Raw genomic sequence first — 26,029 nt, forward strand, 5'->3', positions numbered from 1 at the left:
TTAACTCTCCCGAAACTTGAATTTGGTAGCAGCGACTACTTTGGCCAACTGCGGTAATACTTGAAGGCTTGACACCTAGATGGGGTTGCCCCGGCGGATTTCAAGCCTTTTCGTTGATCGAAGGCTGAGCTGCACTTGGCGCCTTGCTGACCACCACCATGGCGGGGCGCAGCAGGCGGCCGTTGAGCAGGTAGCCTTTCTGGAACACGTTCAACACGCTGTTCGGCTCTACTTCGCCGTTTTCCTGCATGGCCATGGCCTGATGGTGTTCAGGGTTGAACGGCTGGCCGTGCGGGTCGACAGCTTCGAGGTTGTAGCGCTTGAGGGTGTCCTGGAACATCTTCAAGGTCAGCTCGACGCCTTCACGGATCTGCTTGACGTGTTCGTCGTCGGCGCTGGAGTGGGCCAGGGCCAGTTCCAGGCTGTCGATCACCGGCAGCAGGTCGCTGGAGAACTTCTCCAGGGCGAACTTGTGGGCCTTCTCGACATCCTGCTCGGCGCGACGGCGCACGTTCTGCAAATCGGCAACAGCGCGCAGCGACTGATCCTTGGCGGCGGCCAGCTGTTCCTCGAGCTCCAGAACACGGGCGCCGACAGCATCTGCACCGGTTTCTTCGACGTTAAGGTCTTTCTCATTCAGCTGTTCGTCAGCCATTGGGTCTCTCCTGCGCAAATTTCTGGATTACGAGCCAGGCTCGCCTTTGTTGTCGGCTATATGGGGCCGGAAAAACCAGCTTCAAGGGGCAGCGTGGTTTTCCGGGCCACATGAGAATCTCTGAGCGGGCATTGTCAGGGTGGAAAAAAGTACTGTATAAATAACCAGACCTGAACCTTCGGGAGCCGCCCCCATGCTGGTGCACCTGTCCATTCACAACTACGCCATCGTCGAACACCTCGACCTTGAGCTTGCCCGCGGCATGTCCGTCATCACCGGCGAGACCGGCGCAGGCAAATCGATCATGCTCGACGCCCTCGGCCTGGCCCTCGGCGACCGCGCAGACAGCGGCGTGGTGCGCCCCGGTGCAGACAAGGCGGACATCCTCGCCACCTTCGACCTGGCAGACATCCCCGAAGCCAGCACCTGGCTGGCCGAGCGTGACCTGGACAATGACGGCCCGTGCATCCTGCGCCGGGTGATCACCGCCGAAGGCCGCAGCCGTGGCTACATCAATGGCACGCCTTGCCCGCTCAGCGACCTCAAATCGCTTGGCGAACTGCTGATCGACATCCACAGCCAGCACGAGCACCAGTCGCTGCTCAAAACCGACACCCATCGGCGCCTGCTGGACGAATACGCCGGCGCCATCGACCTGGCCCGCCAGGTGCAACTGGCCGCCAAGCGCTGGAACCAGACCCGCCTGGAGCTGGAGCGCCTGTCCAATTCCGGTGACGAGCAACGCGCCCGCCACCAGCTGTTGAGCTATCAGCTCGAGGAGCTGGACAACCTCGGCCTGGGCGAAAACGAGCTGGTACAGCTGGAGCAGGAACATAAGAACCTGACCAACGCCGAAGCCCTGTTCGGCATCTGCCGCCAGGTCATCGACCAGTGCAGCGAGAGCGACTCGGGTAATGTGCTCAGCGCCCTCACCTCCAGCCTCAATCGGCTGGGTGCCGCCACCAATTCACCCAAGGCACTGGGCGAAGCCGCCAACTTGATTGCGAGCGCGCAGATTCAGGTCGAAGAAGCCGTGGGCGAGCTCAACCGCTTCCTCGATCACTTCGACGCCGACCCCATGCGCCTGCAGGCCCTGGAAGAGCGCCTCGACACTATCTACACCCTGGCCCGCAAACACCGCGTGCACCCCACCGAACTGCCGCATCTGCAGCAGCGCTTGATGGAAGAGCTGGAAGGCTTGAACGCCAGCGACGAATCGATCGAGCGCCTGGGCGAAGAGCTGGCCGCCTATGCCCAGCACTATAAAGAGCGGGCTCGCGAGCTGAGCGCCTTGCGCCAGCAGGCCGCGCAACAGTTGGCGGTCGCCGTCGAGCAAGAAGTCCAACGCCTGGGTATGCCGGGTGGTCGCTTCTGCATCGAGCTTACCCCCAACGAAGGCAACGACCTGTCGCCCCACGGCCTCGAGCAGATCGAACTGTTGGTGAGCGCCAACCCCGGCCAGCCACTCAAAGGCCTGGCCAAGGTCGCCTCGGGTGGCGAGCTGTCACGCATCAGCCTGGCGATCCAGGTGATCACTGCACAGACCTCGCGCATCCCGACCCTGGTGTTCGACGAAGTCGACGTCGGCATCGGCGGCCCTACGGCGGAGATCGTCGGCCAACTGCTGCGCCGGCTGGGTGACCGCGGCCAGGTACTGACCGTAACCCACCTGCCGCAGGTCGCGGCACAAGGGCATCACCACCTGTTCGTGCACAAGGTGCGCCACAGCGACACCACCCACACGGCGGTGGCCAGCCTGGGTAAACGCGAACGGGTCGAGGAAGTAGCGCGCATGCTGGGCGGCATCGACCTGACCAAGGAATCCCTGGCACATGCACGCAAGATGGTAGTCAGCGGCAAGGCTTAGTGACTGACCTACACAAAAAGCACAAAGGCGACCCGAAGGTCGCCTTTGCTATTTATAACGATCGAAATCGTTACTTTTTCTTACGCACATAGAGGACCAGGTTGTGGTCCACCAGCTCGTAGCCATGCTCGGCCACGATCTCGCGCTGACGCCGCTCGATTTCAGCATCCATGAACTCGATGACTTCACTGGTCTCCACGTTGACCATGTGGTCGTGGTGACCGCCATCCGCCAGTTCGAAGACCGCATGACCGCCGTCGAAGTTGTGGCGAACCACCAGACCCGCCGCTTCGAACTGGGTCAGCACGCGGTAGACGGTGGCCAGGCCGACGTCCTCACCAGCTTCCATCAAGGCCTTGTAGACATCCTCGGCACTCATGTGACGCTGCTCGGTAGAATCGAGCATCTGAAGGATCTTTACTCGAGGCAGGGTAACCTTGAGACCGGCTTTGCGTAATTCGCTATTTTCAACCATGGTCAGCTTTCTCGCCGATGCTGCTTCGCAGCTTCTCTTAATACGGGTATGATCGGGGTTTACGTTGTCCAGCCAAGATAGTGGAAGTCGCCCACCGATGCAAAACACCAAGCTCTTGCTAACCAGCCTCACCCTAGTGGGACTGCTCGCACTCGCCGGTTGCTCGTTTCCCGGGGTTTACAAAATCGACATCCAGCAGGGCAATGTCGTCACGCAGGACATGATAGACCAATTACGCCCGGGAATGACCCGACGGCAAGTAAGGTTTATCATGGGCAACCCCCTGATTCAGGACACGTTCAACACCAACCGTTGGGACTACCTGTACAGCCTGCAGCCTGGTGGCGGAAAACGCCAGCAAGAGCGCATGAGCATTTTCTTCAACGAAAGCGACCAGTTGGTCAGCCTGTCTGGCGACTTCATGCCAGGTGTGAGCCGCGACCAGGAAATCCTCGGTGGCAGCAGCGACACCACGGTCAGCCCGGCGGCCCAGCCAGAGCAGGCCACGCCGCAGCCTGAAGAGAAACCGGCCAAACCCGGTTCGGTGGAAGAATCCATCCAGCGCGAGATCGACACCATCGAGACCACTCCGGTCCCGACGCCGGCACCGCTGGAAACCTCCCCGCAGTAAGCGCGGCGATCATAAAAAAGCCCGGGCCTTGGCCCGGGCTTTTTTGTGCGCCACTGCTCAGCTATTGAGCTGCTTGGCGCGCTGGCAGAAGGCATCTACCAAGGTGTTGGCGGCCTGGTTGAACAGCGGCCCCAACGTGGCCCGCACCAACGGCCCGGCATAATCGAAGGACAAGTCCAGGCTGATCTTGCAGGCCTTCTCGCCCAGCGGCTTGAACACCCACACACCGTGCAGCTGGGAGAACGGCCCCTCTTCCAGGTTCATTTCGATGGATTGCCCAGGCACCAGCACATTGCGCGTAACGAAATGCTGGCTCATGCCACCTTTGGCAACCTCCAGCTTGGCGCGCATGTGCGTGTCACTGGCCTCGATGACCGTCGATGCCGAGCACCACGGCAGAAATTGCGGGTAGCTGGCCACGTCATTGACCAGATCGTAAAGCGCCTGGGCGGGATACGGCAGCAGGGCGGAGCGTTGAATATGGGTAGTCATCCAGGCGTCACTTCCAAGGCTGGGTGGCGGCGCTTCGCAGCGTGCCAAAAGCAGGTTCTGTACCTACGACAGGGCCTGTATTGTCCGGTATTCATTGCAGTGGCTCAAGCACACCGAAATCCCATAGCCGACCACGCATCGAGTTGCCTATAATGCCGCCCCTATGGCTAAACAAAAGAAACATCCGACCGGGACCATCGCGCAAAACAAGAAAGCGCGACACGATTACTTCATCGAACACAAGTTCGAGGCCGGGCTGGTCCTGTCCGGTTGGGAAGTAAAGAGCCTGCGGGCCGGCAAGGCGCACCTGACCGACAGCTACGTGCTGCTCAAGGATGGCGAAGCCTGGCTGTTCGGCAGCCACATCACCCCGCTGACCACGGCCAGCACCCACGTCATCGCCGACCCTATCCGCTCACGCAAGCTGCTGCTGAACAAGCGCGAGCTCGAGCGGGTGGAAGCGGCTGTGGCGCAGAAAGGCTACACCTGTGTGGCCTTGGCGCTGTACTGGAGCAAGCACCTGATCAAGTGCGAGATCGCGCTTGGCAAGGGCAAGAAGGAATTCGACAAGCGCGACACCGTGCGCGAACGCGATTCCAACCGCGAGCTGCAGCGTGCCGTGCGTAACAAGGGCAAGGAAGACTAGATCTTCTTTAGCCTGTTCGGGCCTCTTCGTGCGCCTCCTCCAGCACCTCCTGCACATACAAAATGTGCCGACTGGAAACCTCCCGCGCCTCCTCCGCCCTGCCCTCGACAATCGCCAGGTACAGCTCCCGGTGCTGACTGATCAGCATGTCCCGCGTTTCAGTCCGCTGCTGGTACATGCCACCGATATTGGTCACCACGTTCCGCTTTAGCAGGTCGAACAAACCGCGGATGGTATGCAGCAAGACCGCGTTATGGCTGGCCTCGGCTATCGCCAGGTGGAAGCGCGCGTCAGCGGCACCCTCCTCTGCCCGGGTCACTTCGTCAACGCGGGTGTAGCAGTCCTGCAGCGTGTCAAAAGCCTCTTTCAGCCGTGCACGGTCAGGCTCGGTGGCGCGCTGGGCCGCGTAATACGCGCAGGATGCCTCGAGGGTATGGCGAAATTCGAGCAGGTCGCGCTGCGCTTCAGGGCTGTGCTCAAGCAGCTGCAACAGTGGGTCGCTGAACGTCGACCCCAGCGATTCAGCGACAAAGTTGCCACCGCCCTGGCGGCTAATCAGCAGCCCCTTGGCCACCAGCTTCTGAATCGCCTCACGCAGTGACGGGCGCGACACACCGAACTGTTCGGCCAGAACGCGCTCAGCCGGCAAGCGCTGGCCCGAGGTCAGCGTGCCTTCGAGAATCATCCCCTCCAACCGATCGACGATGTCGTCGGACAGGCGCCGTTGGCGGACCTGATCAAAAACCATCACATGCTCTCCACAAACCCCCGGCAAATTTCAGGGGGCCCTATTCTCGCCGATCCGCGCCGCGCACACACCCATCACCCTGGGTTTTTCCAAGGCCATCAGACGCCCACTCATCGGCACGCGACCAAAGTTTTGTGTCGGACAAATTGACACACCCACGACAGCGCTTTTAACCTAGCGCCCAGACATTGTAAATTGGTCTTACCAATTATCCAATGCCAGTGCTGACCAACAACAATTAGGGGTCACCCCATATGCAAACCTGGCAACAACTCTATAGCCCGCTTGGTAGTCTTGGCCTGTCCGCACTGGCGGCGGTCATCCCTATCGTGTTCTTCTTCCTCGCCCTCGCCGTGTTCCGCCTCAAAGGCCACGTCGCCGGCAGCATCACCCTCGCGCTGTCGATCCTGGTGGCGATCTTCGCCTTCCAGATGCCTGTCGACATGGCCTTCGCCGCCGCGGGTTATGGCTTCCTCTACGGCCTCTGGCCGATTGCCTGGATCATCGTTGCCGCGGTGTTCCTGTACAAACTCACGGTCAAGAGCGGCCAGTTCGAAGTGATCCGCAGCTCGGTGCTGTCGATCACCGACGACCAGCGCCTGCAAGTGCTGCTGATCGGCTTCTGCTTCGGTGCCTTCCTCGAAGGCGCGGCCGGCTTCGGCGCCCCGGTGGCCATCACTGCCGCACTGCTGGTGGGCCTGGGCTTCAACCCGCTGTACGCCGCCGGCCTGTGCCTGATCGCCAACACCGCGCCGGTCGCCTTCGGCGCGCTGGGCATCCCGATCATCGTGGCCGGCCAGGTCACCGGCATCGACGCCTTCCACATTGGCGCCATGACCGGCCGCCAACTGCCGCTGCTGTCGCTGTTCGTGCCGTTCTGGCTGGTGTTCATGATGGACGGCCTGCGCGGCGTGAAAGAAACCTGGCCCGCCGCCCTGGTCGCCGGCCTGAGCTTCGCCGTTACCCAGTACTTCACCTCGAACTTCATCGGCCCAGAGCTGCCGGACATCACCTCGGCCCTGGCCAGCCTGATCTGCCTGACCCTGTTCCTCAAAGTCTGGCAGCCCAAGCGTTCGTTCGCACAAGCCAAAGGCAGCGTCGGCGCCGCCGTCGTGCAATCCGGCGGCAGCCAGCCAAGCCCTTACAGCTTCGGCGAGATCTTCAAGGCCTGGTCACCGTTCCTGATCCTCACCGTGCTGGTCACCATCTGGACTTTGAAGCCATTCAAGGCCGCATTCGCGCCAGGCGGTGCGATGTACAACTTCGTGTTCAACTTCGCCATCCCGCACCTTGACCAACTGGTGATCAAGACCGCGCCGATCGTTGCCGCGCCGACCGCCATGCCAGCGGTGTTCAAGCTCGACCCGATCTCCGCCACCGGCACCGCGATCTTCCTCTCGGCGCTGATCTCCATGGCGGTGCTCAAGATCAACTTCAAAACTGGTCTGACCACTTTAAAAGAGACGTTCTGGGAACTGCGCTGGCCCATCCTGTCGATCGGCATGGTGCTGGCCTTCGCCTTCGTCACCAACTACTCGGGCATGTCCTCGACCATGGCCCTGGTCCTGGCCGGCACCGGCGCCGCGTTCCCGTTCTTCTCGCCGTTCCTCGGCTGGCTGGGCGTGTTCCTGACAGGCTCGGACACCTCGTCCAACGCCCTGTTCAGCTCGCTGCAAGCCACCACCGCACACCAGATCGGGGTCAACGACACCCTGCTGGTGGCCGCCAACACCAGCGGCGGCGTGACCGGCAAGATGATCTCGCCACAATCCATTGCCGTGGCCTGCGCCGCCACCGGCCTGGTAGGCAAGGAATCCGACCTGTTCCGCTTCACCGTCAAGCACAGCCTGTTCTTCGCCACCATCGTGGGCCTGATCACCCTGATCCAGGCTTACTGGCTGACCGGCATGCTGGTTCATCACTAAAGTGAAAGGGGCCGGGCGCCACGCTGCGCCCGGCATTCCCCTCAAGCAACGCTGCGAGAATCCATGATCATTTCCGCCTCTACCGACTATCGCGCCGCGGCCCAACGCAAGCTGCCCCCCTTCCTCTTCCACTACGCCGACGGCGGCGCCTACGCCGAGCACACGTTGCGCCACAACGTCTCGGACCTGGCCAGCATCGCCCTGCGCCAGCGCGTGTTGAAGAACATGTCCGAGCTCAGCCTGGAAACCCAGCTGTTAGACGAAACCCTGAGCATGCCCGTGGCCCTGGCCCCGGTCGGCCTGACCGGCATGTACGCCCGCCGTGGCGAAGTCCAGGCCGCACGCGCCGCCGCAGCCCATGGCATCCCGTTCACAATGTCGACGGTGTCGGTGTGCCCGATCGAGGAAGTCGCCCCGGCCATCAACCGGCCGATGTGGTTCCAGCTGTACGTGCTCAAGGACCGCGGCTTCATGCGCAATGCGCTGGAGCGGGCCAAGGCGGCCGGGGTCAAGACCCTGGTGTTCACCGTCGACATGCCCGTACCCGGCGCCCGCTACCGCGACGCCCACTCCGGCATGAGCGGCAAAAACGGGCCGATGCGCCGCGTGCTACAAGCCATGACTCACCCTGAATGGGCGTGGGACGTCGGCGTGATGGGCCGCCCGCACGACCTCGGCAACATCTCCAAATACCGTGGCAACCCCACGGGCCTGGCCGACTACATCGGCTGGCTGGGCAACAACTTCGACCCGTCGATCTCCTGGAAAGACCTGGAGTGGATCCGCGACTTCTGGGAAGGCCCGATGATCATCAAGGGCATCCTGGATGCCGACGATGCCCGCGACGCGGTCAAGTTCGGTGCCGACGGCATCGTCGTGTCCAACCACGGCGGCCGCCAGCTCGACGGCGTGTTGTCCAGCGCCCGCGCCCTGCCGGCGATTGCCGACGCGGTGAAAGGCGACCTGAAGATCCTCGCCGACTCCGGCATCCGCAGCGGCCTCGACGTGGTGCGCATGATCGCCATGGGCGCCGACACCGTGCTGATCGGCCGCGCCTTCCTGTGGGCCCTCGCCGTGCATGGCGAAGCCGGGGTGAAGAACCTGCTCGAACTGTTCGAGAAGGAAATGCGCGTGGCCATGGTACTGACCGGTGCCAAGTCGATCAGCGAAATCACCCGCGACTCGCTGGTCCGCGAACTGGGCGCCTGAACGCGCCCCCACGAAACACCGCCTGATTGACCGGGGCACGCGGCGCACCAGACGCCGTGGCCCCGCGAGGAGATTGCATGAGCCTGCCCGCTGCGTTCCTGCGTGATGTCGAGCGCCTGATACCTGCCGAACGCCGTTTCGATGACCCGACCTCCACCCTGGCCTTTGGCACCGATGCCAGCTTCTATCGGCTGATCCCCAAGCTGGTGGTGCGCGTCGAGTCTGAAGACGAAGTGGTCGGCCTGCTGCAGCTGGCCCAGCGCGAGCGCGTGCCGGTGACCTTCCGCGCCGCCGGCACCAGCCTTTCTGGGCAGGCCATCAGCGACTCGGTACTGATTGTGCTCGGCGACAACTGGAACGGCCGCGAGATCCGCGGCCAGGGTGAGCAGATCCGCCTGCAGCCCGGCGTCATCGGCGCCCAGGCCAATGCCTGGCTGGCCCCCTACGGCCGCAAAATCGGCCCAGACCCCGCCTCGATCAACGCCAGCAAAATCGGCGGCATCGTCGCCAACAACGCCAGCGGCATGTGCTGCGGCACTGCGCAAAATACCTATCACACCCTGGCCGGCCTGCGCTTGGTACTGGCCGACGGCACCCGCCTGGACAGCGAAGACCCGGCCAGCGTCGCGGCCTTCGAGCACAGCCATGCCGACCTGCTGGAAGCCCTGGCCCGCCTGGGCCGCGAAACCCGCGCCAACACCGAACTGGCAGACCGCATCCGCCACAAGTACCGGCTGAAGAACACCACCGGCCTGTCGCTCAATGCGCTGGTGGACTACGACCAGCCACTCGATATCCTGCAGCACTTGCTGGTTGGGTCTGAAGGCACGCTGGGCTTCATCAGCGCCGTCACCTACGACACCGTGCCAGACCACCCACACAAGGCCAGCGCCTTGCTGGTGTTCCCCAGCGTCGAGAGCTGCTGCCGCGCGGTAACCGTGCTCAAGCGCCAGCCCGTTTCTGCCGTCGAACTGCTCGACCGCCGCAGCCTGCGCTCGGTGCAAAACATGCCCGGCATGCCCCTGTGGGTAAAAGGCCTGTCAGACAATGCCTGCGCGCTGCTGATCGAATCCCGCGCCGCCAGCCAGACGCTGCTGCACGAACAACTGCACCACGTGATGGCGTCGATTGCCGACTACCCCCTGGAGCAAAAGGTCGAGTTCAGCGAAGACCCAGCGGTGTACAACCAGCTGTGGAAAATCCGCAAAGACACCTTCCCCGCCGTCGGCGCTGTGCGCCAGACCGGCACCACAGTGATCATCGAAGACGTCACCTTCCCCGTCGAGCAACTGGCCGAGGGCGTCAACCGCCTGATCCAGCTGTTCGACAAGCACCACTATGACGAGGCGATCATTTTCGGCCATGCCCTGGAGGGCAACCTGCACTTCGTCTTCACCCAAGGCTTCAACAGCCCCGAAGAAGTCGCGCGTTACCAAGCCTTCATGGACGACGTGGCACAGCTGGTGGCCGTGGAGTTCGGTGGCTCGCTGAAGGCCGAGCACGGCACCGGGCGCAACATGGCGCCGTTCGTGGAACTGGAGTGGGGCCATGACGCCTACCAGTTGATGTGGGCACTCAAACGCCTGCTCGACCCCAACGGCATCCTCAACCCCGACGTGGTGTTGAGCACCGATCCGGACATCCACCTGAAAAACCTCAAGCCCCTGCCGGCTGCCGACGAAATCGTCGACAAGTGCATCGAGTGCGGCTTCTGCGAACCCGTGTGCCCCTCCAAAGGCCTGACCCTCAGCCCACGCCAGCGCATCGTCATGTGGCGTGATATCCAGGCCAAGAAACGCGCCGGCCTCGATACCCGCGCACTGCTCAAGACTTACCAATACCAAGGCCTCGACACCTGCGCCGCCACCGGCCTGTGCGCCCAGCGCTGCCCGGTCGGCATCAACACCGGCGAGCTGGTGAAGAAGCTGCGCAGCCAGGCCGCCGAGCACGAGAAAACCGCCGACTGGCTGGCCGACCATTTCCACACGGCCTTGAATGGCGCCCGCCTCACCCTCACCGCCGCCAACACCGCCCGCAAGCTGCTCGGCGCCCCACGCCTAAGCCGCCTGACCGCATCGCTGAGCAACGCCAGCAACGGCCGACTGCCCCAGTGGACGCCCGCCATGCCCCAGCCGCTGCGCGCCATCGACTTCGGCCCAGCGAGCAACGACGCCCGCCCCCGCGTCGTGTACTTGGCCGCCTGCGTCTCGCGCGTGATGGGCCCCGCCTATGCCGACCGCGAACAAAGCTCGCTGCTGGACAAGACCCGCGCCCTGCTGGAAAAAGCCGGTTACCAAGTCGTGTTCCCCGACAACGCCGACAGCCTCTGCTGCGGCCAGCCGTTCGCCTCCAAAGGTTACCCAGAGCAGGCCGAGCACAAACGCCAGGAACTGATCAACGCCCTGCTGCACGCCAGCCGCGGCGGCCTCGACCCGATCTACTGCGACACCAGCCCGTGCACCCTGCGCCTGGTGCAAGACCTGGGCGACACCCGCCTGGACCTGTATGACCCCGTGCGCTTCATCCGCACCCACCTGCTGGACAAACTGGAGTTCACCCCCCAAGACGAGCCGGTGGCCGTGCACGTGACCTGTAGCACCCAGCACCTGGGCGAAAGCCAAGCGCTGATCGACCTGGCGCGGCGTTGCAGCAACCAGGTGGTGATCCCGGAAGGTATTCACTGCTGCGGGTTTGCCGGTGATAAAGGCTTCACCACGCCAGAGCTCAATGCCCACGCGCTGCGCAGCCTGAAGGATGCGGTGCAGTATTGCAGCGAAGGCATTTCCACCAGCCGCACCTGCGAAATCGGGTTGTCGAGCCACAGCGGCATCGACTACCACGGCCTGGTGTACCTGGTAGACCGCGTCACCCGACCGCGCACAATCTAAAAGCGGGTGCGGCCATTGTAGAAGGGGGCTGCTGCGCAGCCCATCGCAGGCAAGCCAGCTCCTACAGGGCTGTGCAGCTCTCAAGACCGGTGCTATCCATGTGGGAGCTGGCTTGCCTGCGATGGGTCGCGCAGCGACCCCAATGGCCTCAACTAACTAACATCATGGCTCGCGCGCCAGCCAACGCCCCGCTCATTACCTCTACCTCAGGGCTAACACTGACCTTGAAAGCTACACGCCCCCCTGTAGGAGCTGGCTTGCCTGCGATGGGTCGCACAGCGACCCCACTGGCCTCAACTGACTAACATCATGGCTCGCGCCCCAACACCAGCTCAGCCAACGCCCTACTCATCTGCACGTTATGCACCGAATTCACCAGCATGCCGATCCCCGGCTCACCGGCATTACCGCAAATGTATTCGTCCAACGTGTCTTCAATCCCGCGCATCAACTGAATGGCGTACAGCAACGCCTCCGGTGAAGGGACCTTGTTGTCGATGGTATAGAACGAACGTGGCGACGTTTGGCTAGGTGGATCAGGAACAATCTTCTTCATGGTGATTTCTCCGAGCTCATAAACGGAGCCGTCACCCTCTTTCCTCTCACAGACAGAAGGCGGCAGCCGAACGCGGGGTGAGAGACCGGCGAACATCGGGATTCCGGCCAGGCCGAAGCCTGCCCACGAACGGCTGCCATAACAAAGGCACGATGTAATCGCCGGGCTCTCACACCCGGTCGCCAAACCTCAGCGACCCAGGGAAACTAGCCCCAACGCCCATCATCGACAACAGAGAAACCGCTGCAGCGCCAGTAGGATAATTCCCAAACCCATCCACCACGAAGCATTTAGTTTCAAGTTCAGAATCCCCCTACAGCCGCATCATATCGCCCTGCCAGCATCCCGATTGAACCCATGCCAAATCTGCGCAGTCCACTTAACAGGCCCACCTTCCAGAGGCCTTAGAAGGAGACACCCATGAAAGGTACCGCGCTATCGGCCCTGTTCGCGGCCGCCACCTTGTTGGCATCGCCGGTGTTTGCCGCCGACGACCTCTGCACCACCAACCTGCAAAAGATCGATGACAGCATGGCCACCGCCGGCGCCACCTCCGAAGGCCTGGACAAAGCCCTGACCGAGCACGTCGACAAAGCCAAGGCCGCGCAGGCCTCGGGCGACACCAAAGAATGCATCGCCATCACCAGCAAAGTGCTGGAGCGCCTGGAAAAAACCGAGAAAGGCAGCGGCAGCGGTACGTGACCCCATTTGCGGGCGACCGGACCAGCTGTCGACGTCGCCCGCGCAATGGCGTATACTCGCCTCACGTGCCGTAAGGTGCGTTAGCTAGAGCTAGTGTGGGGCCGATTAGGATTCGACGCCGGTAGCGAAACTCTAGGTGCATGCCGAGTTGGTAACAGAACTCGTAAATCCACTGTTGCAACTTTCTATAGTTGCCAATGACGAAAACTACGAGGGTTACGCTCTCGCTGCGTAAGCAGCTGAGCCCGCTCTCCTGGTAGCTTCGGCTCCAGCAATCATCAGGGGATGCCTGTAAACCCGAAATGATTGTCATACAGAACAGGATCGTCGTGTAGCACGTTGGGGGCAAAGCGACTAAAACTTACCCAACTCATCCAAAGCACCCTGCCCGTCGGGCGGCTGCGGATTAAATCAGTAGACACGGCTAAGCATGTAGTACCGACAGCGGAGTACTGGCGGACGGGGGTTCAAATCCCCCCGGCTCCACCAAATGATCAAAAAAAGACGTCCACGGACGTCTTTTTTTATGCCTGCGATCCAGTAAAAACGCGGCCTCCAGCGCTTTTGCGGTCTTTTGAGAGTTTTTGAGTTCCAGCCGTTCGGGTATTCCAGACGGTATTCCACCTCATCCGGTGCTAATCTTTGGAATACCGAATCAGTGCCTGAGGAGAATCTCATGCCTGCTCAAAACCTCCGTCTCTCCGATCGACAGCTCAAGGGAGTCAAACCCGCGTCCAAGGATTACGTCCTCACGGACGGTCACGGTTTGCAGGTCGCGTACGCAGCAACGGCTCGTTGCTGTGGAATTTCAACTACCGCGAACCGGTGACCAAAAAGCGCATCAACATCGGCTTCGGGACCTATCCCGAACTGTCACTGGCGAACGCACGAAAGAAGGCAGTCGAAGCGCGCGAGCTGCTCGCCCAAGGCATTGATCCGAAGGTGCAGCGCAATACGTTGAATGAAGCCAAGCGCGCAGAAACGGAACACACCTTCGAGAACGTGGCCACCGCCGGGTTCGAGCTCAAAAAAGACTCGGTCACCCCGGCCTACGCCGAGGACATTTGGCGGTCGCTCACGCTGCATGTATTCCCCGACTTGAGAACGACACCACTCGCAAAAATCACCGCGCCGATGGTGATCGCGTTGCTCCGCCCCATCGAGGCGAAAGGCAGCCTGGAGACAGTCAAGCGTCTCAGCCAGCGGCTAAACGAGATCATGACCTACGGCGTAAACTCTGGCCTGATCTTCGCCAACCCGCTCAGTGGGATCAGGGCAGTATTCAAGAAACCCAAGAAAGAGAACATGGCTGCGCTTCCGCCCGAAGAGCTCCCCGAGCTCATGCTGGAGATTGCGAACGCCAGCCTCAAACGCACTACCCGCTGCCTGATCGAATGGCAGTTACACACGATGACTCGCCCCGCCGAGGCGGCGACTACTCGCTGGGCAGACATCGACTTTGAAAGGCGTGTTGAAAGGCGTGTCTGGACTATCCCACCGGAGCGGATGAAGAAGCGCCGCCCACACAGCATCCCGTTGAGTGATCACGCTGTCGCACTGCTGGTGTCACTGAAGGCTCACAGCGGCCATCGCGAATACGTCTTTCCGGCCGATAGAAATCCGCGCACCCACGCCAATAGTCAGACTGCCAACTTGGCGTTGAAACGTATGGGGTTCCAGGATCGGTTGGTCAGCCACGGCATGCGCTCGATGGCCAGCACCATCTTGAATGAACATGGCTGGGATCCGGAACTCATTGAGGTCGCACTGGCGCATGTCGACAAGGATGAGGTGCGCAGCGCCTACAACCGAGCCGACTACATCGAGCGCCGGCGTCCGATGATGGCTTGGTGGAGTGAATACATCCAGAAGGCCGCCACCAGCAGTCTGCTCGCCTCTGCATACGGCCAAGTCAGAGACAAGAACGTGGTGCCGATCCACTAGCTCCGTACAGCGCAAGAATGGCAGCAGCAACATTTGAGCGCTCAAGATTCGGGGGAGGCAGCCTCCCTTATCCGCTTTTGAACACGGGTCCATCCAAACAGGGCTGCAAAGCCGCCCTGTTTGGATGGACCTCACTTTGAAGAGCTATAAGCCACGAAGTTGTCCGGGATTTAACAGGGAATTCCACCGATGGATAACCGCTTTTCAAGTCCCCAAGAGCGCTGAATTTCGTCCCTTGACCGGGTTTATCCACAGGCGTAGAACTGGCCGTGCAAACGCTGTCGATGATAGCACCCCAGGTGACCCGAACCTTAAAGGTCACGCCGCTCTCGCGGTGGTTCTCCCCAAGGGCGATTAGCATTCGGCAGCTCGCCCGGTCACTACCCATGTGATGGATGCTCTATACACATATAGCGCTCGTGCGCCAGATACACCGTACCTCGCTGCCCTGCAGCAACCTATCCGCTTGGCCGAATATTGCGCCAACCTGTGCCCGTCTCTTTCCGTGGAAAGAGACGGGCACTCCTACCACTGCTGCAGCCCTTATCGCACATGGCTTTGCGGCATTCCTCCTCGTGACAATCGGCGTGACAAACGCCGATGTCACCAGCAACAGCCATGCAGATGATGGTGCCGCAGACCAGGGAATGGACTGCACCTGACTGACAGTCAGGCATGCCCCAGTCATCGCGTTGCTGCGTTCACCTGGCTCAGGATCTTCAGGCGCTGCTTTAGTCAGCCAGCGCTGCCTCCACCCGCCCATCGGCAACGGTGTTTGGGAGGCCAGATCATGAGATGCCCTTGCTCCCGGATGTAAGGAGCCGCCAGTCCCGCGTAGTGGACATTCCCCACAGGCCGCAGGGGCCTTGATCCCTGATAACACTCAACATTCTTGGCGGGATGACGTGGGGCGAAGATCGTAGACCAGGCAATGAGGTGATTCGACATGGCATTGGTGGGTAGACGCGATGGCCGTAATTTCGGCTACGGCAGGCAACTGAGCTATGCAGGGCCGCAGGCGTTGAAAGACATGTTCGGCGGCGGCCACTACGGCACGGTGAAGGCACACTGTGATCGGTGGCAGGCATTCGTCAGATGGTGCCGCTCCGAACAAGGGCCCGGTATCAATGATGCGCGGCACATTGATCGAAAGGTGTTGGCCGACTATGCGGCCTATCTGCGTGACTTGGTTGAGCGCGGTGATCTCGCCGTCAGCACCGCACAAAATCGGCTATCCAGTGTTAACAGGACCATGGCAGCGCTTCGCGGTGATCAGTGCGTGAAATTGTCCAGCCCGAGCAAGGCTCTGGGCATGCAGCGCACAGTGGTTCGCCAATCGGTGCCGCAAGGCCAAGACCGCGAACAGGTTAAGCAGATCGTCGATGCGCTTTGCCGCCATCATCAGCTGCGGGCTGCCGCGATTGTTCTGTTGGCGCGAGCCACAGGCATCCGCTTGCGTGAGGCCATCTTGGCTGACCTTCCACGGTTAAGCCGTGAGGCTAGCAATCTAGGTAGGATTAACATCCAGGATGGCGCCAAAGGCGGCCGCGCCGGCGCCTCGGCGCCCCGTTGGATTGCGGTGGAGACCATGTTCGAAGTGCACTTGAGTTTGCACGGCAGGTGTCGCCTGCGGGTAGCCGCAATCTGATTGCGCCACACGAAAGCTACCTGAATCTTCTGCAAGAAAGCATCCGCCCGGCGCGGGACATCCTGCAAACACACAACCTCAAAGGTTTCCATGAGTTACGAGCGGCCTACGCATGTGAGCGCTATGAGCAAATCACCCAACACCGCGCGCCTATCAACGGTGGCCACTTTTGCCAGGTAGGTAGGAAGCTTGATCGTGAGGCCCGGAGGCAGATCAGCTATGAGCTGGGGCACGGTCGGATTGATGTTGTAGCTGCTTACATTGGAGGGTGCGCATGAGTAGGCCATTCGATATGGAGTTGTTCCTAGCTGCTGTGTTGAGCGGCTCGCACGCAACCCGGCAACGTCATGTACGCCAGGCGAAAATCATCCAGGCTGAAATCGCAGAGCGCTGGCAACGAGAAACGCCTTGGGCTTGGCAGAGAAAGCACGTAGCTTGGTTCCTCAAACATCGAATTAGCCAGCACAGTGAGGCAACCCGGTATTACTACGGACTGACGATCCGGCTCCTTGCTCGACGTCTAAAGAAGTCATGGGCTTTCAATCCATGAAAGAGAATTGGTCCCCAAAATTGGCACCTAAAGCAATCAACCCAGAACAGACACCTAGCCCATAGGCAGATGCGCACCAGAAGGTGATCTCAATTGGGTAAAAGCGGACCCGGTTCGTTATCTATGCACTATTAGGATGAACCGAAAGCAATAAATTGATAACTTCCTATCCCCTGATGGAAATCCACCGACCTGGACACAAATTGGTCACGATTTCCGCATCTGGAATGTAGTTTGCATAAGACTGGGAGCTTCTTAGTGGAAATCACATTAGGCCAAATTTGCAGCTTGCAGCCCAAGTATACGTCATCCAACACACCCGACATGCAAGAGCGGGGGCATCTCATTCGGTCAGTACTTGCGGGGGAGTTGCGCAGCCGTTTACCTTCTCTACGGAAGGCATTCGATAGCGTTTTCGATGATCTTGCTGTTGAAGGCTCGGATGGTATCGGGCGAAAGACGGAAGCTCCGTGGGTACGCATATTCTCTAAGGCAATGTCCCCTACCCCTAGAGAAGGTTTCTATCTGGTAATTCACTTTGCAGCAGACGGCTCCGCTGTTTTTATTACCGTAGGGTGTGGAAGCACTATCTGGCGCGGAGGTGATCTCCGGCCGGTATCTGATGATGAACTTAAGACACGAACCTCATGGGCTAGACTTATCGTTCAGCAGAAATGGAAGTCGCTAATCCCTTTTGATGACAAAATTTTTCTGGGTGCCAAAGCACAACTTCCGCGAACATTTGAGAAGGCCACGGGATTCGCCAAGCGCATTGCCGCCTCAGAATTAAATACTACCGATCTTGACCTACTATTATTCAGAGCTGCGGAACGTCTAAACGAAATTTATCTTGCTCAAATTGAACAACGAGACCTATCTCCTGGCGACCAAAGCGCCGACGAGATTTCTATAATCGCCAAGCCATTAAGAAACAGAGCAGGAAAGCAAGGCCGAGGACTGACAGCAAAGGAGCGACAGGTAATTGAGCGGCATGCTATGACACTGGCAATAAAACACCTGTCAATAAATGGATATGAATCTCAAGACACTTCAGCAACTAAGTCATTTGATATACTAGCCAAGAGAGCTGGCGAGGAGCTTTTAGTCGAGGTTAAAGGTACGACCAGTGACTTCTGTGATTCGGTGCTAATGACCAAAAATGAAGTAAACCTCCATCGAGCGCATAAGGGATCAACCGGCCTAATTATCGTTTCAAAAATTAGACTTTCTCGCGATAACGGAGAACCAACAGCTACTGGCGGCGAGATTGAGGCTTTACTCGGCTGGGATATCGATGAGTGGACTTCTGACCCAATAGCTTTTCAGGTATCACGAAAATCCAACGGCTCAATCGCCCGAAATCAAACTCGAACACCCAGATAATAATTCAACACCCTAACAGAGCAAGGCTGCAATTTTACTCAGCAAATAAACACAACTGATCATCTTAAATGATCATAGTAAACAGCGGCATCAAGAATAATCCCAGAGCCACGGTTTCCACCGGAATCTCATCTGACTAGACAATGACACAAGGATAAGTCAATTGAGTAAAAGAAGCGTATGAGGCCACTTGCTAAGGGAACATCAATTAATCGGCATCAAATCAAAGTTAAAATCCACTTCACCCCATAAAAAAGGGGATAGATTTATCTGCGACTCGTTCACGTCCAGAAATTAAACCTGTCTCCTTTTCGACCTCTGCCAAAAGCGGACGGTGACACAGTAAACAGATCCACCCTAAAAAAAGCTACCCTGCCTATTTGACCATAGGCAGGGCACGCATGATCAGGTTATATTCGACACGATGTCATCGATAATGGAAACACTCGGCGATGCATCCAAATACTCCTGATATGCTCTCCGCGCATTCACGATCATTCCCTCGTAAGTGAACGATTGCATTTGGTTTACCCTTAGAATTTCCAGAACATCTCCGTCGCTGGTCCTAGGGAGTTCGCCGGTCACAAATACAACATCGATGGCTGGTTTGCGGCCACTCAGACCTCCAATATCGCTATGCTTGCGGAGATATTCCGTAACCGCACCTCGATATTTCCGTCCTTGCTTCGTAAGGTCATCTACATCTACCGATCTTTTGTCAGGTTTCTTCAGCTCCACAATTACGTGGCGCCCTGTCGAAGTTCTGTAGGCGATATCAATCCGTGCACCGGTAGGATTATCAGGCGCAATGTTTTTCAACTCTTTGGTGAGAGTCTGCTCCATAACCTTACTTTCACCTACCGGCCCCCATGTCGGATCAAGTAGCCACAAGTGGTCGAACAAATAGTTCTGAGCAACCTTCTCAAGCGCATCTGTATTAGCAATTTCTTTTTCGAATTTTTCAATCACCTGCAATCTGGAGCGGGTGATTTCGTGATAATGGGTCGCTTCAACGCTATCGAGATTCAGAAACAGCCTCTGAAACTCGACGGATAATACATCGGTGACTTTTTCGAGTTTGTCCAGCTGCTTCCGGATTCGTAATTTTTCAAAGCCAACAATCGCACTACGTACCAAGTCTCGCTTGATGTCCTTGTTCTTGGTGTCATCATTCGAGTGCTCAGCCGACAGGATGGGGGTGATCAATTTCTGAGCTAGCTTCCTATCTCGGCCGTCCGTCAAAGAGGCGTACCATTTTTCCAGCGCCAGCTTGGTGCGCTCATCGTCGCTATCGACATTCTGCTGGCGTCTCCAGTCATCCCACTGGTCCGCAATATCGTCAAGAGCATTCTTCAACCACGCACGGACAGCGCTTACCAGAGGATCTCCGGTTTTCACCGATTCCCTGTTTGCCGTTGCCCGGTCAGTTCCATCCCTATCGAGAAAGTCCGCATGAATCTCACCAACGATATAGCTGTTAAACACCTTGGCATTGCCGATGTCCTTCAGCATATCCTCTTGGAATACCCGGCCATTGGCGAACAGTGAGATCTGATTGATGTTGTCATCTGTCTTTTTCAGGCTCTTCGGCTTCGCGACAGTGGCGATGAAGCCTCGGAGGTTATAGGCATGGTTTTCGACGACTACGACTTTGTTTATGCGCTTTATACACTCCTGGCCATCTTCGTCGGTCGCAAGATTCTTGAGTAGAGGCTTTTGCTCTGACCTGGTTTCATCCTCCAAATCCCACCAGAACTGGACGTCTGCATGATACCCGCGATCTTGGGTCGTGATTTCATGTCCATCAATTATCACTTTAAATTTATGGATATCTCCCAGCACACTGAAACGCCTCGCTATGCGGGGCCGGAGAAAGCTCTCCGTTTTATCAGTTCCCGCCGTTAGCTTCGAAAGAACGATGCGTGTTCCGGTCTTGTCTCCCCAGTCATATTCTGTGTCCAGCTTTTCGAGAGAATATTTCTTGGCTGACTGAATGTCTTTCCTGAGTTGTTCGACGTTGATTCGAGCGGAGACAGGTGGCCCCCCGGCTTTCTTTGACCAAATGTCGATTTGGTCCGCTAGAGAGAACATCGCCAGTTTCCCAATTCCCTTCCGGCCCATCACCGGGCGGTCAAGAGTGTCGCTTTTATTGCCTTTCGGTTGGTCTCTGCGGGCATACCCGACACGAAGGAATCGGGCCTGCAGCTCTCCGTGCCCCATCCCGTGGCCATCGTCTTGAACGATAATCTTGTCTTGTTGAATGTCTACCGTAACGGTATGGGCGTCGGCGTCCCATGCGTTGGCGACGATCTCGGTGACTACGGCGGGCGTGCTGCTGTATAGACCTATCCCCAGGTGATTCAACACGTTGAGGTCGATTTCCAAAAATAACTCCTGATCCTCAACCGCTTCGACTATTGCATCCATTGCTGTTTTTCCCTGTTGTGTTCGTTTGGCTTTGGCTGCATGGTTACACAAGTGGATCCGCAATTCAGCAGCGAAGAGCCACTATGAACCAGTTCACGGCGTCCGATCGGATGCGTTTGATCAAGCGGGAGCACACGCAGCCAGAATTGGTCGTGAGGCGCCTGCTCCATAGCATGGGGCTTCGATTCCGTCTGCATTCGAAGTCTCTGCCTGGCAGTCCAGACGTCGTCCTTCCTAAGCGAAGGACGGTGGTTTTCGTCCACGGATGTTATTGGCACCGGCATCCGGGGTGTCGTTACGCCTCGACGCCGAAAACACGCCAAGATTTCTGGCTACCGAAATTTGCATCGAATGTGGAGCGAGACAATAGGAAAGCCGAACAACTGCGCGAGTTGGGCTGGCGAGTTGTCGTCGTTTGGGAGTGTGAGACCAAGGACGTGATGTCCTTGGATGCTCGACTCAGGAAGGTGTTTTTAGTCGCTCCAGCTCATCAAGGTGACGCTGGATGCTCAGGCCAATGATTTCGCCCAATCTTACGGGAACCGCATTGCCAATCATGCGGCCTATGGATTTGAACGTGATTTCTTCCGGTGACATGAATCTGTAATCCGTGGGAAACAATTGCAGTGTGACCGCGTCCCTTAACGATATGGTGCCGCAGTTCAAGGAATGGACCGCACCTGACTGAGCCAGGCATGCCCCGGTCATCGCATTGCTGCTTACACCTGGCTCAGGATCTCGCGGCACCGGTCTCCTGAGCCAATGCAGCTTCCACCCGCCCACCGGCAACGGTGCTCAGGAGGCCAGATCAAGAGATTACCTTGCTCCCGGACGGAAGGAGCCGCTAGTCCCGCGTTAGAGGACATCCCCACAGGTACCAGGGGCCTTGATCCCTGATAACACTCAGCATTCTTGGCGGGCTTACGTGGGGAAATTAATGAGACTCAACTGCTAGAGGAGACAGATCATGAATGGCCGTTAAATCAAGCTGGGTTGCTGACATGCCACATTCGGCTTAGGCGTCCAATCTTAAGTGATCACTGCGCTACCGGCTGGTAACGGGTATTCTCGAATGCGGGATAAAAATTGTTTTCGCTGCCCCGGAAATACCGACTTTCATGCTGGCAAAGGGCTTCCATTCACCGCCATTAATGGCAAAATGCCTTCCAGCGAGAAGATGGTTTTGCAGAGAATGCAGGCATTACGAGAAATCCCTCGGCGCCCCTTGCGAAGCATCCGGGATAGCAAATTACCCGAGGAGCGAATGCTCACCCCCCTGCAACCGTTCTATCGAACCCTATCAACTCATACACCGTCGAAAGGTGTAAGCTTAACCCAATGGTGCAGCACAGTCGGATCAAACCAAAAACCTCGCAACATCAATTAACAACTTGGCCAACAATCAGCAGATAAGGAATTTTAATGGCAAAGCAGGGAGAAATGTTCGCACTTATTAGCGACGAACAAAAAATCGAAGCTGAAAAACAAATCATCGAGAGGCAAAAAGAAACAGACTTCGACATAAGAGAATACCCTATCGAAGTAATTGTATCGAAATATGTAGACAAACTAGAGGAAACCGACAAGGCCGAGTTATTCATTCCAGATTATCAGCGTGAGCTAGTCTGGAGCGAGGAACAGCAAGGCAGATTTATTGAATCAATATTACTTAATTTGCCAATACCATATTTATATGTCGCCGATGTACACACTGGCGAAAACGAAGGCCGCTTAGAAATAGTTGACGGCTCGCAAAGAATAAGAACACTTGTACGTTTTCTAGGTAACGATTTCAAGCTTGACGATTTGAAAATGTTGCCAATGTTGAACGGATTTTACTTTAAAGATTTCCCAGTCTCACGCCAGCTTAGATTTAGACGCAAAACAATGCGAATGATCGAGTTAATGGAAGTCGATGAAGAGGCGCGCCGCCAGCTCTTCGACCGCCTCAACACTGGCGGAACAAAATTAAAGGACATGGAGCAACGATTCGGCTCACAGGATGGTCCGTTCACTGATTTTGTTCGAAACACTGCTGCCAGCCTGCGTTTCAGACAGCTCTGCCCTATCAGTGACGTAAGAATCAATCATCGCGACTATGAGGAGATGGTACTTAGATTCTACGCCTACCTACATAGATATGAAGCATTCAACAAGCGGGTCGATGAATTCCTAGATGAATATCTTGACCATATGAACAACCATGATTTCGACCGGGAGGAGCTCCTCACAACATTTGAAAACATGCTTGACTTCGTTCAAAGATTTTTCCCTCATGGATTCAAGAAAGCGCCCAATAATTCTTCGGTACCTCGAATTCGATTTGAGTCAATTTCAGTCGGCGTAGCCCTTGCTCAAAGAATAGCTCCAGGGTTAGTTCCGGCTTCAATGGCATGGCTGGCAAGTGATGAGTTCAAGACGCTCACTCGCTCTGATGCAAGCAACTCCAGGCCAAAAGTGGTAAATCGAATCCACTTTGTCAGGGATAATCTGCTGGGTCGAGAGGTCCAGTATGACCAACAGTGAAGTTCTTGTCGTCGAACTCTACGACCTGTTCAGGCAAAGAAGCGCCGAGGTAAGTAGATACATTGACTTCATAGAAATAATTGCGAACAATCGTTCTGTATCACTTGCCGGTGAAACTGACGGCGAAATCGCTCCAATTGCAGGAGCCGAGCTATCGCGTGAACTAACAAAAACTTTACGCGCGAACACCTACTTGCTTCTTTACAATTTGGTGGAAGCGACTATGACAAATGCTATTGACGCGATTCACAAAGCTGTGGATGGCGACAACCTGGGTTTTGACCAATTAAGCGGAAACTTACAAAACATTGCACTTAGTCATTTCAAGCGTGCCATCAAGGACAGTCATAGCTCAGCTTTAGATGGAAGAACGCACCCGATTGAAATTGCTATAACCAGACTTGGTTACGATAGAGAAAAAATATTCTCTGGAAATGTTGATTGCGCAGAGATTAAAACGACAGCTAAAAAGTACGGTTTCCAAACTGCAGACCCAAACTTAAACGGCCGTCAAACTCTGCGCCAACTTCGAGACGTTAGAGATAAAAGAAATGCTTTGGCTCATGGAAGGCTATCATTTGAACAGTGCGGGCAAGATACCTCACCAGAGTATCTCTCCAAGGTCCACTACCAAACTACAGTATATCTAAGATCCGTGCTATGGTCGATTTCTTCATATCTGAGAAAGAAGAAATATGCAGCACCTACTGCACTACCAGCCTAATTTGGAGAACGACTGAAAAAGACGGAAAACCCACAAATATGCTCTAGAATTATGAAAACTTTGGGCGGGCGCGCACCCGCCCTTAAATCGATACGTTTATTTCATCATATGTGACTCCAATTCAAGCCACACAAAAACCGCTTCCTGGAAGCCTGGATGTACTACTAATGAAGTACACATCAATAATATTCGTGCAAGAGTATTTTTGGCATCACCATCAGAACTGCAAATATGCAACCACCCCAAAGATTCGCCAATACTACTGGATACAAAAGCTTAACGCTAACGTAGAATGGGATGTAGAAAGTCAGCCCAGTTTGAGACGCTGGGCTGACGAGTAATCATCATCTGGAGGTGCGAAACGATAGGTTCATGCTCACTTAAGCTGCGACTCAGAAGAGAATTTGCCCCTACTTCCGATCGGTAGCAAATTCTTCCAGGTGGCGCTGAATACTCAGTCCGATAATTTCACCTAGTCGAACAGGGACGGCGTTTCCTATCATGCGACCGACTGCTTTGAACGTGATTTCCTGAGGCGGCATAAATTGATAAGTTTCAGGAAAGGATTGCAAAGTTGCAGCCTCTCTAAGAGAGATTGCGCGATTTTGCTTCATATCATAGTGACCGAATCGCCCGTTGCCAAATCCATAGCATAACGTCGTCATAGTCGGCCCGGGTTCATCATGGCGCATCCGACCATAAACACTCGGGTAAGTCTTGCCGCTACTCTTGCGATGACAAGGTGCGCGCAGCCACTCTGGCCAATCTTTCCATGTACCGCCTGGCGTTGATCGTTTGATGCGCTCAAGATTTGTTGGAGTTAAAGTAGCCGCACGGTGCAGAGGATCCTTCGGATCACACCCACCAGCTTCAAGCTTTGGAAAATGTCCAATTGCCTGTTCCACTGTCACCGGCTTGCCTGCATGAGTCTTCGGAATCATGGCTATTGGACCAAATTTCGAAGCTAACAGTACGTGTCGGCGACGCTGCTGAGGAAGTCCGTAGTCAATGCAGTGGATGGTCCCTGCCCAAATATGGTAGCCCTCATCCTCCAGCCCCTTTACAAAGTCAACATATACCTTGTGCTTGGTAACATCAGGGACGTTCTCCATGGTGACAAGCTCTGGCTTAATGCCTTTGATGAGCTCTTCAAACGAATACAGAAGCGGCCACTTGCGATCAGTGCTGGTATCACGCCCCTGATTGTAGGTCGAGAAGGGCTGGCAGGGAGCGCATCCCGCCAAGAGCTTGACCCGACCGTCTCGATACCAAGCAGCAACATCGCCAACCTTTGCAGACTCAACGCTTTCAGCCACGAATTCTGCGCCGTTGTTCGTCTTATAGGCATACTCGCAATTGCGATCGATGTCGTAGCCAGCACGAACGCTGATACCAGTTTTGAGCAGACCTGCAGTCAGCCCTCCAGCACCACAAAAAAGGTCAACGGCGTCAATAGTATGCATGGGAAAGCCTCCTAACGGAGGTCATTCTAACCGGTTTGGCGCGAAAGATCGAGCACAAACACTGAAAATTTATACAGGTTTTGGCTGGCCTCCTAAACCTGTGAAGCGCAGAAGGCAGGGCTCGACGCCCCCCAAAGCCCCTTTCCCACATATCTCCTGGGCTAAAAACCTCCGTAGAGCCCAGGGTACCCAATGAAATACAACCCACAAAAGCTCATGTAAAGCACATATAAATCAATGATTTAAACGGAATTTCGACTCCTGATGCCGCGTCAATCAGACCGGGCGCCGCCATCAGTCGCGATATAGGTCTTCGACGAATCCTGTGCGTCGCCACGGCAGTCACCATCCTGTCGCCAATTGCCAGGCCAGATACGGCGGAGGCTGTCGCCAAGCACTAGAAAATCCGCCTGTAGGCGGCCCACGTTCCCCCCTCAAATGACATAGCGAATACTGGCAAGCAATTCGGCTGGCAGACAGTGAGCGGGAAAAAAACAAAACGCCTGCGTCAATTGCGAAAGGTCTTACAATACGAAGCCCGATTTCCTAAAGATCCTTTGCCCCTCACTG

Annotated in this window: 20 protein-coding genes, 1 other RNA gene and 2 pseudogenes; 15 read left to right on the forward strand and 8 right to left on the reverse strand. The window is 56.8% G+C overall.

Features of this window, described 5'->3' with window-relative positions; genetic code table 11:
• Positions 1 to 100: 100 nt before the first annotated feature.
• Positions 101 to 655: a nucleotide exchange factor GrpE gene (gene grpE, locus MFF34_RS16625; protein WP_238215314.1), complete on the reverse strand. Its 555-nt coding sequence runs from the start codon at positions 653 to 655 to the stop codon at positions 101 to 103.
• Positions 656 to 848: 193 nt separating this feature from the next.
• Between grpE and recN the strand changes: the two genes are divergently transcribed.
• Positions 849 to 2,522: a DNA repair protein RecN gene (recN, locus tag MFF34_RS16630; RefSeq protein ID WP_027595041.1), complete on the forward strand. Its 1,674-nt coding sequence runs from the start codon at positions 849 to 851 to the stop codon at positions 2,520 to 2,522.
• A gap of 70 nt (positions 2,523 to 2,592) precedes the next feature.
• On the opposite strand, the gene fur is transcribed toward recN, so the two are convergent.
• Entirely contained in the window at positions 2,593 to 2,997 is a 405-nt protein-coding gene (gene fur / locus MFF34_RS16635) for a ferric iron uptake transcriptional regulator (protein ID WP_016391775.1), read from the reverse strand.
• A gap of 97 nt (positions 2,998 to 3,094) precedes the next feature.
• On the opposite strand from fur, the gene bamE reads away from it, so the two are divergent.
• Positions 3,095 to 3,628, forward strand: a complete 534-nt coding sequence (gene bamE, locus MFF34_RS16640; protein ID WP_238215316.1) for an outer membrane protein assembly factor BamE — start codon at positions 3,095 to 3,097, stop codon at positions 3,626 to 3,628.
• Positions 3,629 to 3,685: 57 nt separating this feature from the next.
• On the opposite strand, the gene MFF34_RS16645 is transcribed toward bamE, so the two are convergent.
• The gene (locus tag MFF34_RS16645) at positions 3,686 to 4,120 is read right to left on the reverse strand and encodes a type II toxin-antitoxin system RatA family toxin (protein ID WP_027595044.1); all 435 of its coding nucleotides are present in this window, start codon (positions 4,118 to 4,120) and stop codon (positions 3,686 to 3,688) included.
• Positions 4,121 to 4,283: 163 nt separating this feature from the next.
• Between MFF34_RS16645 and smpB the strand changes: the two genes are divergently transcribed.
• On the forward strand, positions 4,284 to 4,766 hold the full coding sequence (smpB, locus tag MFF34_RS16650) for an SsrA-binding protein SmpB (RefSeq protein WP_012312633.1): 483 nt from the start codon (positions 4,284 to 4,286) through the stop codon (positions 4,764 to 4,766).
• 7 nt (positions 4,767 to 4,773) lie between these two features.
• Here the strand turns inward: smpB and MFF34_RS16655 are convergent, their stop codons facing one another.
• Positions 4,774 to 5,514, reverse strand: a complete 741-nt coding sequence (locus MFF34_RS16655; protein ID WP_238215318.1) for an FCD domain-containing protein — start codon at positions 5,512 to 5,514, stop codon at positions 4,774 to 4,776.
• Between the two features lie 254 nt (positions 5,515 to 5,768).
• On the opposite strand from MFF34_RS16655, the gene MFF34_RS16660 reads away from it, so the two are divergent.
• From MFF34_RS16660 to MFF34_RS16670, 3 genes are all read left to right on the forward strand, one after another.
• Positions 5,769 to 7,439: a lactate permease LctP family transporter gene (locus MFF34_RS16660; RefSeq protein ID WP_238215323.1), complete on the forward strand. Its 1,671-nt coding sequence runs from the start codon at positions 5,769 to 5,771 to the stop codon at positions 7,437 to 7,439.
• Positions 7,440 to 7,502: 63 nt separating this feature from the next.
• A complete protein-coding gene (gene lldD / locus MFF34_RS16665; protein ID WP_238215326.1) occupies positions 7,503 to 8,648 on the forward strand; it encodes an FMN-dependent L-lactate dehydrogenase LldD in 1,146 nt (381 codons plus the stop codon).
• A 77-nt stretch (positions 8,649 to 8,725) separates the two neighbouring features.
• Positions 8,726 to 11,536, forward strand: coding sequence for an FAD-binding and (Fe-S)-binding domain-containing protein (locus tag MFF34_RS16670; protein ID WP_238215328.1), 2,811 nt, complete (start codon positions 8,726 to 8,728; stop codon positions 11,534 to 11,536).
• A gap of 307 nt (positions 11,537 to 11,843) precedes the next feature.
• Here the strand turns inward: MFF34_RS16670 and MFF34_RS16675 are convergent, their stop codons facing one another.
• Positions 11,844 to 12,092 carry a hypothetical protein gene (locus MFF34_RS16675; RefSeq protein ID WP_238215330.1) on the reverse strand — a complete coding sequence of 83 codons (249 nt, stop codon included), beginning with the start codon at positions 12,090 to 12,092 and terminating at the stop codon, positions 11,844 to 11,846.
• A gap of 420 nt (positions 12,093 to 12,512) precedes the next feature.
• Here MFF34_RS16675 and MFF34_RS16680 point away from each other — a divergent pair, with 420 nt between their 5' ends.
• The 6 genes and pseudogenes from MFF34_RS16680 (at position 12,513) to MFF34_RS16705 (ending at position 18,319) form a co-directional block, all read left to right on the forward strand.
• Entirely contained in the window at positions 12,513 to 12,794 is a 282-nt protein-coding gene (locus MFF34_RS16680; RefSeq protein ID WP_027595050.1) for a hypothetical protein, read from the forward strand.
• A 97-nt stretch (positions 12,795 to 12,891) separates the two neighbouring features.
• Positions 12,892 to 13,283, forward strand: a transfer-messenger RNA (tmRNA) gene (ssrA, locus tag MFF34_RS16685).
• 187 nt (positions 13,284 to 13,470) lie between these two features.
• A pseudogene (locus MFF34_RS16690) lies at positions 13,471 to 14,738 on the forward strand (integrase domain-containing protein).
• A gap of 946 nt (positions 14,739 to 15,684) precedes the next feature.
• A pseudogene (locus MFF34_RS16695) lies at positions 15,685 to 16,664 on the forward strand (integrase domain-containing protein).
• On the forward strand, positions 16,661 to 16,936 hold the full coding sequence (locus MFF34_RS16700; protein WP_238215332.1) for a hypothetical protein: 276 nt from the start codon (positions 16,661 to 16,663) through the stop codon (positions 16,934 to 16,936). The pseudogene MFF34_RS16695 and the gene MFF34_RS16700 overlap by 4 nt, the downstream one beginning before the upstream one ends.
• 258 nt (positions 16,937 to 17,194) lie before the next feature.
• Positions 17,195 to 18,319 carry an MrcB family domain-containing protein gene (locus tag MFF34_RS16705; protein WP_238215334.1) on the forward strand — a complete coding sequence of 375 codons (1,125 nt, stop codon included), beginning with the start codon at positions 17,195 to 17,197 and terminating at the stop codon, positions 18,317 to 18,319.
• Between the two features lie 405 nt (positions 18,320 to 18,724).
• Here MFF34_RS16705 and MFF34_RS16710 read toward each other — a convergent pair whose 3' ends face one another.
• The gene (locus tag MFF34_RS16710; RefSeq protein WP_238215336.1) at positions 18,725 to 20,746 is read right to left on the reverse strand and encodes an ATP-binding protein; all 2,022 of its coding nucleotides are present in this window, start codon (positions 20,744 to 20,746) and stop codon (positions 18,725 to 18,727) included.
• Positions 20,747 to 20,829: 83 nt separating this feature from the next.
• On the opposite strand from MFF34_RS16710, the gene MFF34_RS16715 reads away from it, so the two are divergent.
• Positions 20,830 to 21,267 carry a very short patch repair endonuclease gene (locus tag MFF34_RS16715; protein ID WP_238215347.1) on the forward strand — a complete coding sequence of 146 codons (438 nt, stop codon included), beginning with the start codon at positions 20,830 to 20,832 and terminating at the stop codon, positions 21,265 to 21,267.
• Here the strand turns inward: MFF34_RS16715 and MFF34_RS16720 are convergent.
• Entirely contained in the window at positions 21,206 to 21,454 is a 249-nt protein-coding gene (locus MFF34_RS16720; RefSeq protein WP_238215365.1) for a DNA cytosine methyltransferase, read from the reverse strand. The genes MFF34_RS16715 and MFF34_RS16720 overlap by 62 nt on opposite strands.
• 714 nt (positions 21,455 to 22,168) lie before the next feature.
• On the opposite strand from MFF34_RS16720, the gene MFF34_RS16725 reads away from it, so the two are divergent.
• Positions 22,169 to 23,272, forward strand: coding sequence for a DUF262 domain-containing protein (locus MFF34_RS16725; protein WP_238215348.1), 1,104 nt, complete (start codon positions 22,169 to 22,171; stop codon positions 23,270 to 23,272).
• Positions 23,259 to 23,996 (forward strand): MAE_28990/MAE_18760 family HEPN-like nuclease, encoded by a 738-nt coding sequence (locus MFF34_RS16730; RefSeq protein WP_012312617.1) that lies wholly within the window; start codon positions 23,259 to 23,261, stop codon positions 23,994 to 23,996. The genes MFF34_RS16725 and MFF34_RS16730 overlap by 14 nt, the downstream gene beginning before the upstream one ends.
• Positions 23,997 to 24,406: 410 nt before the next feature.
• On the opposite strand, the gene MFF34_RS16735 is transcribed toward MFF34_RS16730, so the two are convergent.
• The gene (locus tag MFF34_RS16735; protein WP_238215350.1) at positions 24,407 to 25,459 is read right to left on the reverse strand and encodes a DNA cytosine methyltransferase; all 1,053 of its coding nucleotides are present in this window, start codon (positions 25,457 to 25,459) and stop codon (positions 24,407 to 24,409) included.
• Positions 25,460 to 26,029 lie beyond the last annotated feature (570 nt).

The sequence above is a fragment of the Pseudomonas sp. PAGU 2196 genome, from assembly GCF_022179005.1.
Classification (GTDB): domain Bacteria; phylum Pseudomonadota; class Gammaproteobacteria; order Pseudomonadales; family Pseudomonadaceae; genus Aquipseudomonas; species Aquipseudomonas kermanshahensis.